Annotated in this window: 16 protein-coding genes and 1 pseudogene; 3 read left to right on the top strand and 14 right to left on the bottom strand. The window is 64.1% G+C overall.

The genetic code is table 11. The features are described 5' to 3' along the window. Positions 1-46: 46 nt before the first annotated feature. On the bottom strand, positions 47-1,060 hold the full coding sequence (locus HAP40_RS08990; protein WP_166818147.1) for a zinc-binding alcohol dehydrogenase family protein: 1,014 nt from the start codon (positions 1,058-1,060) through the stop codon (positions 47-49). A gap of 137 nt (positions 1,061-1,197) precedes the next feature. Between HAP40_RS08990 and HAP40_RS08985 the strand changes: the two genes are divergently transcribed. Continuing rightward, entirely contained in the window at positions 1,198-2,085 is an 888-nt protein-coding gene (locus HAP40_RS08985) for a LysR substrate-binding domain-containing protein (protein ID WP_166818148.1), read from the top strand. 72 nt (positions 2,086-2,157) lie between these two features. Here the strand turns inward: HAP40_RS08985 and HAP40_RS08980 are convergent, their stop codons facing one another. Further along, complete coding sequence (locus tag HAP40_RS08980; RefSeq protein WP_334270959.1) at positions 2,158-2,718, bottom strand: DUF3833 family protein; 561 nt, start codon at positions 2,716-2,718, stop codon at positions 2,158-2,160. 261 nt (positions 2,719-2,979) lie between these two features. Between HAP40_RS08980 and HAP40_RS08975 the strand changes: the two are divergent. Beyond that, a pseudogene (locus HAP40_RS08975) lies at positions 2,980-3,248 on the top strand (hypothetical protein). Here HAP40_RS08975 and HAP40_RS08970 read toward each other — a convergent pair. The 4 genes from HAP40_RS08970 to mntR form a co-directional block, all read right to left on the bottom strand. After that, the gene (locus HAP40_RS08970) at positions 3,187-3,570 is read right to left on the bottom strand and encodes a hypothetical protein (protein ID WP_208024799.1); all 384 of its coding nucleotides are present in this window, start codon (positions 3,568-3,570) and stop codon (positions 3,187-3,189) included. The pseudogene HAP40_RS08975 and the gene HAP40_RS08970 sit on opposite strands and share 62 nt — an antisense overlap. After that, positions 3,567-4,508 (bottom strand): Ku protein, encoded by a 942-nt coding sequence (locus HAP40_RS08965; protein WP_166818149.1) that lies wholly within the window; start codon positions 4,506-4,508, stop codon positions 3,567-3,569. The genes HAP40_RS08970 and HAP40_RS08965 overlap by 4 nt, the downstream gene beginning before the upstream one ends. Positions 4,509-5,505: 997 nt before the next feature. Beyond that, positions 5,506-5,700 carry a hypothetical protein gene (locus HAP40_RS08960; protein ID WP_166818150.1) on the bottom strand — a complete coding sequence of 65 codons (195 nt, stop codon included), beginning with the start codon at positions 5,698-5,700 and terminating at the stop codon, positions 5,506-5,508. Positions 5,701-5,912: 212 nt separating this feature from the next. Then, positions 5,913-6,389, bottom strand: coding sequence for a manganese-binding transcriptional regulator MntR (gene mntR / locus HAP40_RS08955; protein ID WP_166818151.1), 477 nt, complete (start codon positions 6,387-6,389; stop codon positions 5,913-5,915). A gap of 509 nt (positions 6,390-6,898) precedes the next feature. Here mntR and HAP40_RS08950 point away from each other — a divergent pair. After that, positions 6,899-9,796 (top strand): TonB-dependent receptor domain-containing protein, encoded by a 2,898-nt coding sequence (locus tag HAP40_RS08950; RefSeq protein ID WP_166818152.1) that lies wholly within the window; start codon positions 6,899-6,901, stop codon positions 9,794-9,796. A 59-nt stretch (positions 9,797-9,855) separates the two neighbouring features. Here the strand turns inward: HAP40_RS08950 and HAP40_RS08945 are convergent, their stop codons facing one another. The 8 genes from HAP40_RS08945 to HAP40_RS37305 all read right to left on the bottom strand — a co-directional run bounded on the left by HAP40_RS08945 (position 9,856) and on the right by HAP40_RS37305 (position 15,854). After that, positions 9,856-10,608 (bottom strand): energy transducer TonB, encoded by a 753-nt coding sequence (locus HAP40_RS08945; RefSeq protein ID WP_166818153.1) that lies wholly within the window; start codon positions 10,606-10,608, stop codon positions 9,856-9,858. Continuing rightward, on the bottom strand, positions 10,605-11,030 hold the full coding sequence (gene exbD / locus HAP40_RS08940) for a TonB system transport protein ExbD (protein WP_166818154.1): 426 nt from the start codon (positions 11,028-11,030) through the stop codon (positions 10,605-10,607). Before exbD ends, HAP40_RS08945 begins: the two co-directional genes overlap by 4 nt. 4 nt (positions 11,031-11,034) lie before the next feature. Next, on the bottom strand, positions 11,035-11,697 hold the full coding sequence (exbB, locus tag HAP40_RS08935; RefSeq protein WP_414645377.1) for a tonB-system energizer ExbB: 663 nt from the start codon (positions 11,695-11,697) through the stop codon (positions 11,035-11,037). Positions 11,698-12,095: 398 nt separating this feature from the next. Then, the gene (locus tag HAP40_RS08930; RefSeq protein WP_246741152.1) at positions 12,096-13,622 is read right to left on the bottom strand and encodes a DUF4403 family protein; all 1,527 of its coding nucleotides are present in this window, start codon (positions 13,620-13,622) and stop codon (positions 12,096-12,098) included. Further along, a complete protein-coding gene (locus HAP40_RS08925) occupies positions 13,588-14,748 on the bottom strand; it encodes an alpha/beta fold hydrolase (protein ID WP_166818156.1) in 1,161 nt (386 codons plus the stop codon). The genes HAP40_RS08930 and HAP40_RS08925 overlap by 35 nt, the downstream gene beginning before the upstream one ends. Before the next feature lie 120 nt (positions 14,749-14,868). Then, positions 14,869-15,147, bottom strand: a complete 279-nt coding sequence (locus tag HAP40_RS08920; protein ID WP_166818157.1) for a hypothetical protein — start codon at positions 15,145-15,147, stop codon at positions 14,869-14,871. 82 nt (positions 15,148-15,229) lie between these two features. Further along, positions 15,230-15,559 (bottom strand): hypothetical protein, encoded by a 330-nt coding sequence (locus HAP40_RS08915; protein WP_166818158.1) that lies wholly within the window; start codon positions 15,557-15,559, stop codon positions 15,230-15,232. A 13-nt stretch (positions 15,560-15,572) separates the two neighbouring features. Next, positions 15,573-15,854 (bottom strand): hypothetical protein, encoded by a 282-nt coding sequence (locus tag HAP40_RS37305; RefSeq protein WP_414645376.1) that lies wholly within the window; start codon positions 15,852-15,854, stop codon positions 15,573-15,575. Positions 15,855-15,953 lie beyond the last annotated feature (99 nt).

Genomic DNA, 15,953 nt, shown 5'->3' with positions numbered 1-15,953 from the left:
TGCGCAGCGATCGATGATGGCGACCGGGTCCGGTCCGAGCATGGATTCAAAACCCCGATAGAACCGTCTTGCCGATATTCCGATGGCTTTCCACCTGCGCATGCACGCGCCTGAGGTTGAGCGCGTTGATCGGTCCGCCCTCTTCCGTGAGCGTTGTGCGCAGCAGCCCTGCATCAACAAGAGCAGCAACCTCATTGAGCAAACGATGCTGTCGGATCATGTCGGGCGTCTGGTACAGCGTGGGCGTGAACATCAGTTCCCAGTGCACCGAGACACTCTTGCGTTTGAGGCTGACGATATCGAGAACGAGCGGGTCATCGATCAGCGCCAGCCGACCTTGCGGGGCAATCGCTTCCGCGATAGCTGGCAGGTGCTTGTCGGTCGCCGTCAGGCCAGCAACATATGCGACCTCACCGATACCGATCTCCTTCAGCCCGCGGTCCAGAGGATGGTGGTGATTGATGACGTGATGAGCCCCCATCCTGTGGCACCACGCCTCGGTTTCCGGACGGGACGCAGTCGCGATGATTGTCAGGCCGGTAAGCCGCCGTGCAAGTTGCGTCAGGACTGATCCCACGCCGCCCGCGCCGTTGATAACCAGCAGCGCGCCAGCCTGAGTCTTGACGCCGTATGGAATGGCGAGGCGCTCAAACAGGAGTTCCCATGCCGCAATCGATGTGAGGGGAAGCGCGGCCGCCTCACCGAAGCTCAACGTCTTCGGCTTGTGGCCGACGACCCGTTCGTCGACGAGATGAAGCTCGCTGTTGGTGCCCGGCCGATCCATCGCCCCGGCATAGAACACCTCATCTCCCGGCTTGAAGAGCGTAACATCCGAACCGACAGCGTCGACCAGGCCGGCGGCATCGAATCCGAGAATGCGCACTTCGCCGTGAGGCGGCGATATTCGCGCCCGTATCTGCACGTCGGCTGGATTGACCGCGATCGCCTTGACCGCAACCCGCAGGTCGCGCGGGCCGGGCCGCGGAGGCGGCAGTTCAAGATCGACAAGGCAGTCATCCGCCGAAACAGGACCCGCCACCCGATAACCAACTGCCTTCATTCCGGATTCCTCTTGAGGTCGGTCAACCGCCGCCCGCGGCGGGCGGCATTTCCTCAAGCCAATCTCTTGCCTCCTTGGCGCAGAGAAGGAAAACGCATAGTTTGAATGGGTCTAGTAGAGAACCTAATGGGTGCGATGTGCGTGACCTCGATCTTGATTTGTTGCGCGCCTTCGTTGCGGTTGCCGATGCCGGGAGCTTTACCGCCGCCGCTGACATGGTCGGCCGTTCACAATCCGCCGTAAGCCAAAAGATCCGGAGGCTCGAGGAACTCATCGGATATCCCATTTTCGATCGGACCAGCCGATCGCTGGCACTAACGGGCGCCGGCGGCCAATTGCTGATCGGAGCGCGGAGGCTGCTTGACCTGAATGACGATGTCATACGCTCGCTTCAGGCTCCGCAGACAAAAGGCCGGCTGCGCGTTGGAATCTGCGAAGATTTCGTTCCGCTCCAACTCTCCAGACTCCTCGCACGCTTTCTTCGGCTGCACCCAGGCGTGCAACTCGATGTCAACACCAGCCTGACCCACGATCTGCTGCGGGAGTTCGAAGCAGGACATCTGGACCTCGTTATCGCGACAAAGGAATTCAAAGCGCGAGGTCGCATTATCTGGCGGGAGCCGATGGTATGGTTTGCCGCCTCCGACTTCCGGCTGGATCTGGACCGGCCGTTGCCACTCGTACTTCTCCGACCGCCGTGCAGTTATCGAGACCTCATGTTCACAACGCTCGATGGGGCGCGACAGGCGTGGGTCACAGCATGCACCGTCAGCAGCCTCACCGGTGTTCAGGCTGCGGTTGCCGGTGGGCTGGGGATTACGCTTTTGGGTCGCTCCTTTGTCCAGGAAGGAATGCAGATCATAGATGTACCGGAACACTGGCCGCCTTTGCCAATGACGGAGATCGTCGTGCTTGGAGATGACGTGGCCGAGAAAGCACTGGTTCAGCCGTTGTTAGAGTTTCTCATAGATGGCATGCGGATGCCTTCAGCAATGACATTTGCTTCTACCCACGCTGCCTCCTAGTTTCAGCGAATGCCGTCGATCGAAAGCCCCATATCCCTTACAGATTGAAGAACGAAAGAACGGCATCGCAGCTTATGAGTTCTCGCACTGGCAGCAAGCTTTAGACCCGATGGCTCGCGTCACTGGTCGCGCTTGAGTTCGTGCCACGACCAAACCATCAAACCTTCCGATAAGTAACATGCGCCGTTGCGAACGGGATGCCCGCACGCCCAGCGCTTCCGCGAACAATGCACGCTCGATCATCAATCGCGTAGAACAATCATCGAAGTTGAGCTTGAACGACTTTCCATCCCCTTGGGGGGTGTCGCGCATGTACCTCCAATGGAATGCACAACCGGCCTGCTCGCCGGTGGCTTCACCTTCCAAGCGATTTTCATGGCCAGTGTATTGACCTTCGCTGATCTTGTGAATCGTCCAGCGTAGCGTGTCGCTGTGGCCATCATCAAAGGTATAGGTTTCAGTGAGGACGACGGTGTCGGTGTCCGCGTCCAACTCACCATGCGCCGTTATCGTCGCTCGCTTTAAAAGTCCGCCGACGAGACTTTCAACCACCGCCCATCCTTCAAAGCGACCAACGAAGAACTGCTCGGGGAGAAACACGGGAGTAGTGCCAGCGAACGCATCAATGGCCATGGCAAGTCCTCCGAAAACCGATGACGACATAAGTCGCCTCTCAGTATCAGGTTCCTTCACGCAAACCTGCGTGCCCCGCAATTGCGGCCGAGCCACGCTGACTGTGCTTGAAAGAAGACCCTGCCCCCACCCAGGATTATCCCCAGACCTTCGGAGCAGTGGACAAGCCCAGCCCCGCCGTTTGGGAATCCCTGCTCCGTGCTAACTGCCCGGAACGAGCAGGCGGGCGCACGGATTCGTCCCGGCAGGAGTGATCTCGAAATGCCGATGACGAGGGAACGCCGGCCGGCGATCCGAACCCTGCGGGGATGGGCCATACATGTACTGCAGGAGGCTGGCGCGATTTGCGAATGCGAGGAGCATGGCTGGGCCAGGGATCGTGCCGACCCGCACGCGCGCGATATCGCGGTCGCGCTTGCGCGCCAGGACCCACCGGACGGTGTCTCCGCGGATCAGGCCTCGCGGAGATCAACGATGTCCTCGATTCGATTGGCGAGACGTGTCCGGAGTGCGTTGACGAGGGCCTTTGAGGTCTGCGGCAAGGAGCTTCGCGTACCAGGCGGCATAAGGCGTGGTCCTGGCCATGTGGCGATTGAAGTCCGGCGCGCCGTCGGTCCACCAGACCGGCTCCCGCTCCCCCAGCGCGCACTTGACCTCGTCCACGGCGCGGTGCGCGGCCGCCTCTCGGTCCAGGTCCTTGTCCGCCTTGGCGTCGCGGACCGCGCGCCTCGCTGCCATCAGCCGCTTCACCAGCGCTGCGCGCTCATCTTCCGCGAGATCGGGGTTGGCCATTCTCCAAAGGCGACCGCGGACGACGAAGTAGCGTCCGTCCGGCGTCACCGGATGCTTCATGCCGATTTCCGCCGCGCCCCTGAGGCCTGCTTCTTCGCGGACGTCTCCTTGGCGGCCGCCTTCTTGCCCGCGATCGGCATCAGCATCTCCTTCTGGCCGGCCGCCGCCTTCCTCGGCTTCTTCGCCGGTTTGCCCGCCTTCGCAGGCGCGGCCTGCTTCCCGGCCTCCTTGCCGACGCTCCGCCGCAGCGCCTCCATGAGGTCGACGACGTTCTCGCCCTTCGGCCGCTCCTTCGGCCGGATAACCTTGCCGGCGCGCTTTTCGTTGATCAGCTCGATCAGCGCGGTCTCGTAATGGTCCTCGAACTTCCCGGGATCGAAACGTCCGGCCTTCTGGTTGACGATGTGCCTGGCGAGATCGAGCATGTCCTTGGTAACTTTGACGTCCTGGATCTCGTCGAAATATTCCTGCTCGCTGCGCACCTCGTAGGGGTAGCGCAAGAGGGTGCCGACGAGGCCCTTGTCCATCGGCTCCAGCGCGATGATGTGCTCGCGGTTGGTCAGCACCACGCGCCCGATCGCGACCTTGTCCATTTCGCGGATGGTTTCGCGGATCACCGCGAAGGCGTCGTGGCCGACCTTGCCGTCCGGCCGGATGTAATAGGGGCGGATCAGATAGCGCGGGTCGATGTCCGACCTGCCGACGAACTCGTCGATCTCGATGGTGCGCGTGGACTCCAGCGCGATCTCCTCGAGCTCCTCTTTCGAGACCTCGATGTACTGGCCCTTCTCGAGCTCGTAACCCTTGACGATGTCCTCGTTCGGCACCTCGTCGCCGGTGTCCGCGTCCACCTTCACATATTTGATGCGGTGGCCGGTCTGCCGGTTGAGCTGGTTGAACGAGATCTTCTCGCTCTCGGATGTGGCCGGAAAGAGCGCCACGGGACAGGTGACGAGGGACAGTCGCAGGAAGCCTTTCCAATTGGCGCGCGGGGCCATTTACGCAGAACTCCGGTTCGAGGCGGCTCGGTTTCAAGACGAACGGCCGGCCCGGGTTCCGACATGGCCTGGCGCAGAAATTGGCGAGACATCCGTGGGCCGAGCGCATCCGGCCTCGACGGGATCAGTTTGGGCCGAAAACGGGAGGAATCGCGAAGGTACACGGATTGATTGTCTGGTCATTCGACATGGCGCGCTCCGGCTTGTCCGCCGGAATCCAACCATCCGGATCCATTTTCAGATCCTCACCGCGATCGGTGCTGGAAGCCGTGGTGCCGAGCAACGCCAGGCATTGCCCCATAAGCCCTGCTGGGCCCATACCAGGGAGCCGCGCCGCCAGGGAGTTCGAGGCCCATTCTGCCTGCTGGCGTCAACTCGCAGTCGTTCAGCACATCCCTATTGGGATATTGCGCCTGAAACGAAGCTGGATTTGAAGTCGCCCACGTCGGGCATTGGGCACTTGCAGAGCTGATCGCGCCAATCGATATCATCGCTGCAATAATGGAAGTCCTGAATCCAATCATAGTCGTACTCCGAACGGCTGTTGTTCGTGCGGAGCATTCGCGCTGGCTCGAATCGGCTGCTCTGTTGAACGCGTTTCCTTCGAATTTCTTGAACAAGGATTAGGTAGGCATGCGCCCGGGAAAAAACACGCGGTGAAAAATCACGGCTGCGCGAACGGCAAGCCGGTATGCTCACCATTGCGTGACGCACACCCACATCCCCGCAGGTCTGAAGTCGCGTCACATCGAACACACATCGAACACATCCGCCAAAGTCACTCCAGCATCGGCTGCTGAGCGTAAAAGCGATGTGAGGTCGAATACGATCAATCAGACAGATGGGACTGCGGTGACAGTGCTGGACTGCACCCGCGTGTATGTCATCCAAGATTGACGTTGCGGCTTGTCGCTTGGGCCTTGAGAGACTTCTCTCGAAACATCACGATCGGCCATATCGAGGCGGACGGCGAAAAGTCCGGATCAAGACCCGCCACTTATCGTGGGATGGAAGCGTTGTCGTGAGAGGCCCAGTCGTGGTTCCGGGACTGCTTCAGATCGGCAAGGCTGGCTTTGGCTCGATCCAATCTGCAACGTGCTTCTGCCTGCCGCACGCAGAAGGTGGTCAGGGTGAGGTCACGCCGCGCGGCCTGCACCTCATGCAACGCATGATCGACTGCTTCATTCAACATGTTGACCCTGCCAGATGATGCTCGTCCGAGGCCGGCTGTCGTCTTGCGAGGCGCGCCAACCCTTGAGCTGGATCAAGCGTCACGCCTCTGCTGGATGTCGAAGCGTTGCTGATCGCCAAACTTGGCGAGAATTGGAAAGCAGTGCGACGACAAATAGACCGCGCCCGGGAGCGGAAGCCTCGAACGGAGGAAGCCCGGGCAAGGGCCCCCGCTCAACTGGCCTTCTTGACCCGCGATCCCTTGAGGAAATCCGAGAAGGCCTTGAGGGTGGCCTCGGAGACGTGGTGCTCGATGCCCTCGGCATCGGCCTCGGCGGCCTCCCTGGGCACCCCGAGCGAGAGCAGGACTTCGAGCACGAGACGGTGGCGCGCGCGCACGCGCCTTGCCAGCGCCTCGCCCTTCTCGGTCAGGAAAATGCCGCGATAGGGGCGCGCCGTGGCGAGATCCTCGCGCTTCAGCCGGGCGATCGTGTTGATCGCGGTGGGATGCGACACCCCCAATCGCCGCGCGATGTCGGTGGCCCGCGCCTCACCCGTCGATTCGATCAGATCGGCGATCAACTCGACATAGTCTTCCAGGATCGCCGTCGACCGCGCGGTACGGGCCTTGCCGAAGCGTCGCGCCTGTGCCTGTTCCGTCGGCAGGGCATGCAGAGAGGGCTTGCGCGTCGGTGAAGCCTTCCGGCCCATGGGAGAATCCGCATTCATAGCTGACCGACCATGGGCCCCCCGGCAGGACATTGCAAGCCGGCGGTTTGCCGTGTCGCCTTCCTGCAACAGCTTCGCAATTGCAACAGCCCCACCTTGACATCGTAGCCGAGCATCTCAATTGTAGCTTTAGCTACATGTTGGTGCGTTTGCTAAGCGTGCCGGGAGCACGTTGGAGGTTGGGAATGCGCGTTTGGGTTGCTCGTCGGGCCCTTTTGGGCACGACGTCGGTCGCCTTGATCTGCCTGCACGGGATCGCGGCGGCCCAGCAGGCCACCCCTCCCGCGACCGACGCCCCGTCCGGGTCGCCCGCAGCCCAGTCCCAGCCACAAGCGTCGCCGGATGCATCGAACGCGCGGCCCTCCGCAGCACCCGCGCCGGCCCCCACCACGTCCGGGTCCCCGTCCTCCGCCACCCCGGCGCCGCCGTCAGCGCCCGCGCCGTCATCGCCGGCACAGGCCAATGCTCCGTCAGAAATCGAAATTCCCCAGGTGACGGTCGAGGGCCGGCAGCCGAGGCCAGCTCGCCGCACCACGCGCAATGAGCCGGCTGGCCGGCCGACCGCATCGCGCAGCGTAGCGGCGCCCACGCCGCCACCGGCCGCGTCCGCCGTCCCGCCCTTCGCGCCATCGGCGCTGACCGGCGACCAGATCCAGGCGAGCACAAGCACGAGCTTCGGCAATCTGTTCTTCACCGCACCCGGCGCGACCTCGGCCGGCCTGTCGACCCAGTCGTCGCGCCCCGTGCTGCGCGGCCTGTCCGACGCCAAGGTCAGGATCCAGGAGAACGGCATCGGCAGTGTCGACGTCTCCGACATCGCGCAGGATCACGGCGTTCCGCTCGATCCGCTGGCGCTGCAGAAGACCGAGATCTTTCGCGGGCCGGGCGCCCTGCGCTTCGGCTCGCAAGCCGTCGGCGGCATCGTCGACGTCACCAACAACCGGATTCCGATTGCCGCGCCGGTCGGGGGAATGGCCGCCGAGCTGCGGTCGGCCGTCACCTCGGTCGACAATGGCTGGGAAAGCGGCCTGCTGCTCGACGCCGGTGCCGGCAACGCAGCCGTGCATGCCGACGTCTACGGCCGCGGCGCCCAGGACTATCGCATCCCGAGCTACCCTTATCTCGCGCCGCCCAGCCCGGCGCCGGCCTTCAACGGCCGACAGCCGAACTCGGCGATGCAGAGCGCGGGCGCGGCGATCGGCGGCTCCTATCTGTTCGACGGCGGCTATGCCGGCCTGTCGATCTCCCGTTTCACCAGCGATTACCATGTCCCCGGCATCGCGGCGGCCGAAAGCCAGCAGCACAACGATCTCGAGCAGACCAAGATCATGAGCAAGGGCGAGTATCGTCCGGACGCGATGGCGATCGCCGCCGTCCGCTACTGGCTCGGCTATTCGGACTACCGGCACGACGAGATCAATCTCAACCAGACCGCTTTCGGAAACTTCCAGACCATCGGCGCGACCTTCAAGAACCGCCAGACCGAGGGCAAGGTCGAAGTGGAAAGCCGGCCGGTGGCGACGCCGCTCGGCGCGCTGACCGGCATCGTCGGCGTGCAGGCCGCATACCAGCGCCTCGACACGATCGGCCAGGCCATCCTGCTTCCGGCGCAGACCAAGACCGCCGCCGGGTACGTGTTCGAGGAATTGCAGCACACCGATACGCTGCGAACCCAGTTCGCCGCCCGCATCGAATCCGTCGATGTCGCCGGCACCTCGTTCGAATTTCCATCGACCTACCTGCCGCCGCCGAACGAACCGGTGAGCTCGCCATCCCGATCGAGCTTCCTGCCGACGAGCCTCAGCCTCGGCGTGATCAAGGATCTGCCGTCGTATCTTCAGGCCAGCCTGACGCTGCAGCGGATCCAGCGCGCGCCGCGCGCGCTCGAACTGTTCGCCAGCGGGCCCGATGATTCGGAGAAGACCTTCAAGATCGGCAATTCCGACCTGACACTCGAGACCGCCAACACCGCGGAGATCGGCCTGAAGCGAATCCTCGGCGATGTCAGGTTCGATGCCAGCCTCTACTACACCCGCTACGACAAGTTCATCTTTGGCCAGTCAACCGGCAATTTCTGCGGGGCGACGTTCGCGACCTGTTTGGCCGGCGGCACCGGCGACTACATCCAGGTCGCCTACTCCCAGCGCGACGCGATCTTCCGCGGCGGCGAACTGTCGTGGCAATGGGACGTGTCGCCGCTCTCCGGCGGCATCTTCGGACTGGAAGGCCAGTTCGACATGGTGCGCGCCACCTTCACCGACGGCACCAACGTGCCGCGCATCCCGCCGATGCGGCTCGGCGGCGGCGTGTACTGGCGCAGCGACGCCTGGTACGCGCGGCTGAACCTGCTGCACGCCTTCCGGCAGAACGACTTTGCGCAATTCGACACGCCGACCGACGGCTACAATCTGCTCAAGCTCCAAATCGAGCACCGGCAGCGCTGGAAGGATTCGCCCTGGGGCGCGGTGGAATTGGCGACCGGCCTGACCGGCGACAATCTCCTCAACGCCGACATCCGCAACTCCGTGCAGTTCCACAAGGACGAGATCCTGCTGCCGGGCCGGACCGTCAAGCTGTTCCTCAACGTCAAATACGGTGCCGATGCGCCGGCGACCACCAGGATCGGCATCGCGCGCGAGCAGGATACGCCCTCGATCTTCCGTGAGGCGCGGTTCGCCCCATCGTGGGACTGGAGCGGCTTCTATGTCGGCGGCAATGCCGGATATTCATGGGGCGCCGCGAAGACCTATGCCGGCTTCATCGACAATGCGAGCCTGAACCCGCTCTATGGCGAGCGCCCGAGCGCGCGGCTCGATCATGCGGGGCTCGGCGTCCAGGCCGGTTACAACTGGACGATGGGGCGGATGGTGGCGGGCATCGAAGGCGATTTCGCGTATGCCGGCCAGCACGGACAGTCGTCGACCACGTGCCCGACAGCCGCCTGCAACGCCGCCCTGCTCCCGCTCGATGCCCCGATGACGGCCGCCATGGCCTACCGGCTCGACTGGATGGCCTCGCTGCGCGGCCGCGTCGGCGTCGCGGTGACGCCAGCAACCCTCGCCTATCTCACGGCCGGTGTTCCGTTCGGGACCGTGACCTCATCGGGATCGGTGTCGGGCTTCACCACGACCGGTGCGGCGACGACGACGCCCTTCAATGTCGACACGTTCCGCTTCGGCTGGGCGGTCGGCGCCGGACTGGAAAGCCGGCTGTTCGGCAACTGGACCGGACGGATCGAATATCTTCACGCCGATCTCGGCTCATTCCGCGCCACGCCGAACATGGCCGGCGGCATGGCGACCTCGTTCGATTCCGATGCGCAGGTCAGGACCGACACCGTCCGCGTCGGCGTGAACTACAAGTTCGGCGCGACGATCGCCGGGGACTAGATTCCTCCAAGGCGACAATTCATCCCGGGCCAAGCGATGCGCGTAACGGAGCGCCGCCCTTACTTGACGGTGAACCGGATCGGCAGCCTGACCACCACGACATCGCCGACAACGGTGTCGGGCGGAGCGGGAAACGGTTGCGCGCGTTTGAGCAATGCAACGGCTTCGCCATCCAGCGCGTCCGAGCCCGAGCTCTGGATCACGCGCGCCTCACCTACGATCCCGTTGCGGTCCAGGGTGAAACGGACTTGCGCGATGCCCTGATCGCGGCGGGAGCGAGCGACTTCGGGATAGCGCTTGTTGCGTTCGACCAGCGCCTGGATCTGCGAACGCCAGGTCGCGACCGCCTGCGAATCCTTCTGGCTCGGCTGACCCTGGATCGGTGCCGCGGCCACCGGCGCGATGCGCTCCGACACCGCCGGCGGCGCCGATGTCGCCGCAGCGGCCTGTTGCTCCGGCGCGGCATCCGGCAGCGCCCTGGTTCGCGCATCGACGACGGCCTCCGGATTGGCGGCCTGCGGAAGCTCGGGCGCATCGTCGGGCTGCGCGACCTCCGGCTTCGCCTCGGGGCGCGCCTCGGACATCACCTGCTCCGGCCCGGGCGGAATGTCGGACGGCGTGGTCGACGGGGCGGCGGACAGCGGCGCAAGGTCGACCACCACGGCGCCCGCCGGCTCGGCGGGATCGAGATCGTCGGGCCGTTGCCACGTCGCAAGCGAAGCCGCCAGCGCACTGTACATGGTCAGAACGGCGAGGCTGCTGAACGTCCAGCGTTTCAGGTCCGACGCATCTTCGGCGGCGAGACGCTTCATGGTTCGGACGTTTGCTCCAGCCCGACCAGCGCAACCTTGAGATAACCGGCCGTACGCAGTCCGTTCATGACCCGCATGATCTCGCCGTAGGGAACCATCTTGTCGCCGCGAAGAAAAATTCGCGCATCCTTCTGGCCGTTGGTGGCGGCATCGAGCGCGCCGGCGAGCGCGGCGCGGCTGACCGTCTCCTCGCCGACCGACAAGGAGAGATCCGGCTTCACCGTGAGATAGACCGGCTTGTCCGGACGCGGATGCGGCTGGGCATTCGACGCCGGCAGGTCGACGGCAATGTCGACCGTCGCAAGCGGCGCAGCGACCATGAAGATGATCAGAAGCACGAGGATGACGTCGATGAACGGCGTCACGTTGATGTCATTGACCTCGGCGAGGTCGCCGCCGGCCTGATTGAGATTGATCGCCATCGGCTCACTCCGCCGCCGCGAGCCGCAATCGCTTGGCGCTGATCGTGCCGCCATCGAGGTCCCGGCCCGCCAGGCGCGCGATCTCCGACGAACTATCGACAAGCAGCGCACGATACGCACCGATCTGTCGGGCGAACAGATTGTAGATCACCACCGCCGGGATGGCCGCGACGAGCCCGAGCGCCGTCGCCAGCAGCGCTTCCGCGATGCCGGGCGCAACGACCGCGAGGTTGGTGGTCTGGGATTTCGAGATGCCGATGAAGCTGTTCATGATGCCCCAGACCGTGCCGAACAGGCCCACAAAGGGACCGGTCGCGCCGATGGTCGCCAGCACCCCCGTGCCGAATGCGATACGCCGGCCGGCGGCCGCTTCGATCTGCTGGAGACGGGACGCAATCCGCGCCTTGATTCCATCCTTATCCATCCGATCGGTACTCAGATCGAGTTCGGCGACCGTCCCCTCGAGCAGCCGTGCCACGGGCCCCTCGCGGATGGTCTGCACGGCCTCGTCCAGACTCCGCGCCACCTCGAGCTCGCGCAGGGCCCGCCTCACATTGCGGCGCGCGGCGAACATTTCAATCGCCTTGGACAGACAGACCGTGCACGTGACCAACGTGGCGAAAGCGAGCCCGGCCATGACAGCCTTCACGACGATGTCGGCCTGCATGAACATGCCCCAGGGGCTGAGATCGCGAGGGAGCGTCGCGGCAGCTATTGCCGCGCCTTCGGAACCCTGCTGCGCAAGCGCCGGCCCCATCGCGCCGATCAAGCCCAACGTGACGACGGCCGGAAGGCGGAAGGCGACATTTGCCGCCCGACCGGTCGAACCGAAGCGCCGGCGCGGAAGCGTACGAATTTGCATCGAATTCAGCCTTTCAGCAGTTCAGCCAGGTGCCTACGCTTTATTATGTAGCATCACCTACGTCTTGCTGCAAATGCTAGGATTCGCGGCCAGAAACGGCATGAATCGCGCCTTTTTCCGGACCTCGTCGACCTGTATCGTGGCGAACCGGTGCTCGGAGCCGAATCCACGCCGCGGCTATCGCCGGGGCATCTGCTCAGGCCTCACATGCCGTACAGGATCTTGAGTTCGCCGCTGGCACGTACCGCGATCACCACGCCATCGGCGAGCAGCGACACGTTCTCCAGTCTGGCGGACGCGAGATTTCCCTCCATCCGGAAACCGTCCTTCAACGGCCTGTTCAGCTTCGTGTTGGCCGCAGCCAGCAGATTGTCGTAGGCGACGCCGTAATCGACATTCATCTTCGACCCGAGTTGGGTCGCGATGGGATCGACCAGCGCAGACAGACCTTCGTCGCTGGTCACGACATCGAGGCTGGACAGCCGGATCATGCGACCGTCGGCATCGGCCTGGACCGCGCCGGAGAGGTAGACCCATCTTCCCGCATCAGGGCCGGTGTCGGCAGTTCCAGCGACGCGCAGGCCGACGACGAGTTTGCCCGATGACGGATATAGGTCGACTTCCCGAACCGCGAGACCCGCCACGGGCGGCATCGCCAGCACCGCCTGCATCAGCCGGTCCTTCAGCACGCCGTAGCCGATCTGCACCGGCAAAATGACGTCGAAAGCGCCGGGCGCGTCGACACTCTGACCGAGCGGCGGCAATTCCGTTGCGGTTACCGCCGGCCGGTCCTGACCGATCACCGTTTGCGCGGTTCCGGACAATTCGATGGATCCGCGCAACGTCCGTGAGCCGGCCTGCATCCCGGCGAAGGAAACGCTCTGCGGCGCCATTTGCAGTGAGATGGCCGGACTGTCCGAAAGCGCGATCGGCTCGAACGCATGCCGCCAGGCCGTTGCTGCCTTGTCGCGCAGATCGAGGCGGCGCGCTGCCGTCAGCGCGCGCGACCTCACCGTGCCCAGTTCAGATCTGATCCTCGGCTCGGCATATTTGGCCAGCGGAATTTCCCGGCCCATCACCTGCAGAACCGGCGGCTCGCTCCACCGGAAGCCGTCGCTGAAATCCAGATCCAGCGACCAGTCTTGACCAAGCCGCGGACGTGCCGAAGCCTCGATCGTGGCGCTGGCCTCGGTCTCCCCATGAATACGCGCGGTGAAGCGGTTGGCCCCCTGCCCCTCCAACGCGCCGTAGATCGGCACCGATCCATAAACGCGGTCGCCACGGCCATATAGAGACACCGGACCGGATCGCTCGACATAGCCCCACACATCGCAATTGGCATTGACCTTCCAGAACAGCACGCGGCGATGCACGCAACTGATGCGCTCATCGATACTGGCAAGCCGGCGCGGGATATCCCGCTCGATATCGGCGGCAAGCGCCGGGAGACTGAATTCGAGCGACGCCGAAAGCCGCGAATTCGTGCTGAAAGGCGCTGCGACGTCAGGCGCCAGCGGCGGCTTGTCCGCCGCGTTTGCCGCGAAGCAGAGCCCGAAAAGTCCGAGCAGGGTAAGACCGCTGAGAGCTGCCGAGCAGCGCAATGCGGATTGTCCACGCCGAACGCGTATCGTCGAAACGGAATTCATGATTAAACCTCGATTTTCTCGTGTGCAATTCTTGATACAATTGGAAAATCTATTGCGCGGCCTCGACCGCCGCGGCGTCGGCAACCGACTTGCCGCAATCGCTCGGTGCGGGGCGTCCCGCGAATCGGTCCATCATCCAGGCCACCGCGGCATCCGCGCTATCCCGCGCGATGAATCCATGACCCACGCCGGGCACCCACATCATGGAGACCTTGCCGCCCGCCGTGCATTGGCGCTGCATGTAGCTTCGCGTGACCTCCGGCCGGACGATGTTGTCCGCGGTGCCCTGGGCGAGAAACAGAGGAATCGTCGGCGGCAGCGTGCCCGGGCTGTTGCGCATGGCCAGCGACCGCCAGGGCTGCACGGCAGCGATGTTCGGCACCGACAGGAACTGCTGCTCAAGCGGCTTCTCGGTCTTCCGGCGCTCCAGGATGTCGAAAACCGATTCAATGCACTCGTTCGAAAGCCGGTCGATCGTCGGCATCGCCTCAGGCAGCACGACGCGATCGATCGGTGCGCCGTACACCCGCGACCACGACCACAACGTCATCGCGGTCAGATTCTTGCCGCCCGCACTCTTGAAGTCGTCTCCCATCAACGTCACGAGGGACGTTGCAGGCGCGGCGGCCGCAACACCAACGAGTCGAAGCTCTGGCGCGTAGGTGTTCGCGATCAGGCCCGTATAGAGCGACGCCTGGCCGCCCTGCGAATGACCCCATACGGCAAAGCTGTTGCCGTCGCCGACGTCAGGCAGGGTGCGCGCCGCCCGCACCGAGTCGATCGCCGCCCGCGCCTCGCTGGCTCCGACGAGATAAGGATGCGGACCTGCGGTGCCCAACCCCGGATAATCGGTGGCCGCCACGACGGCGCCCTGCTCGATCAGCCGGCGCAGCCCGGCCATCTGCTGGAAAACGAAGATCGCGAGCGAGGGCGCGCAATGCGGCACCACACCGGTGGTCGGGTGCGCCCAAGCCACGATCGGCCGACCGCCCGCAGGTGCGGGTCCGGGCGGGACGACGATGACGCCGGACACGGCGATCGGCTCGCCCTGCATACCGACCGAACGATAGAGCACCCGGTACGCCTGCGCGCCTGCGGGAGCAAACGCCATCGGCTCGGAACGGATCAGCGAACCGGGTGGCCCGTCGAGTTCTTGTGGCGTTGCGCGATAGAACGGCGTTTGCGCGCCGGCATCGCTTGCCCGGAACATCAATGTCGCCAAGCACACGACGGCTGCAAGGCAACGCGTTAGCCGCGACTTTCCGGCGCTGGTGGAAGCAGACATGGTCGCCTCATGAGATCGGGGTTTGAACAGATGCCGGTCCCGGCATTACCGGTCGTCTCCGGCGCGCATCCGCGCTGCCTGCTGGTACTGTTGGTTCCCGTCAGAGAACATGACCTGGTGGCACGCCTCGCTCAGCCTCGGCTCATTGCCGCGCAGACAGGCGACGATCGCGCCCACATTCGGGATGTAACTGCCGCAGAGCCGGAATACGTCCGGGCGGCAAGCATCCTGTTGCTGCATCGTGCCCTGGGCAAAGGCCGCTCCGCCGTCGATCGCAATCATCACGAGCGCCGCGCTCAAAATCTTGATTGAATTCCGAAACATCGTTCTCTCCATTGAATGACCGCGCCGGCTTTCGCCCCTGTGCATCGGTTCGATGCCCATGCGTTGACGCGCAAATGCGAAACTAGATCACCTCGTACGCGAACAAGGTTGCGACGAGCGTGATGCCAGCCAGACCGCAAAGGAAGATGACGTCGGCCAGCCGCTCGATGCGGGTGCTCAATTGCGCCCGATCCGACCAGCGGATCGACAGGTATGACGTCATCGCGCTCGCCAGGAACGTCACGGCGACCAATGCAGCGTACTGGTCGACATGCGACGTGCCGTGCTTGAGGGTTGCGATCTTCACGAGGCCGATCAGGGTCGTGCAGACCCCGATCATCGTTCCCGATACCGGCAGGATATGCGACGACAGGCTGTCGCTGCGCGCTCTGACGGCTATCCGATTGGACATGACGCTGGACTGCTTATTGCCAGCCACCGCCAGGGAGTCGGCCGTGATAAGGCGTATCGCGGCAATGCCCCCACGGACCGTGCCAATAGCCAGGAGGGCAGCCGTTTGAAGCCATGCGCGGGCCATAGAAGCCGTTCGGATAGGGGCCGCGGCCGAACCAGTGGCAGGCGCCACCCGGCCCGCGATACCGATTGGCACCGCAGCCATCTCGCGCCGCTGCTGGCTGTGCGCCGGCAAGCGCCGTAGCGAGGACAACCGCAATGACGGCGGCGGCAGAGAGGCAGGTTTTACGCATAAGAATTCTCCTTTTTTGCTCATGTGGGGGACCGTTGAAATGACGGATCGCGAATTGCCGCTCGTCGCGGCAAACCCGCGTAGGGACATTGAACCTTTG

This window comes from Bradyrhizobium sp. 1(2017), assembly GCF_011602485.2.
Taxonomy (GTDB): domain Bacteria; phylum Pseudomonadota; class Alphaproteobacteria; order Rhizobiales; family Xanthobacteraceae; genus Bradyrhizobium.
The sequence above is the reverse complement of the archived record's forward strand: the minus strand, read 5'-3'. Positions and strand labels throughout refer to the sequence as shown.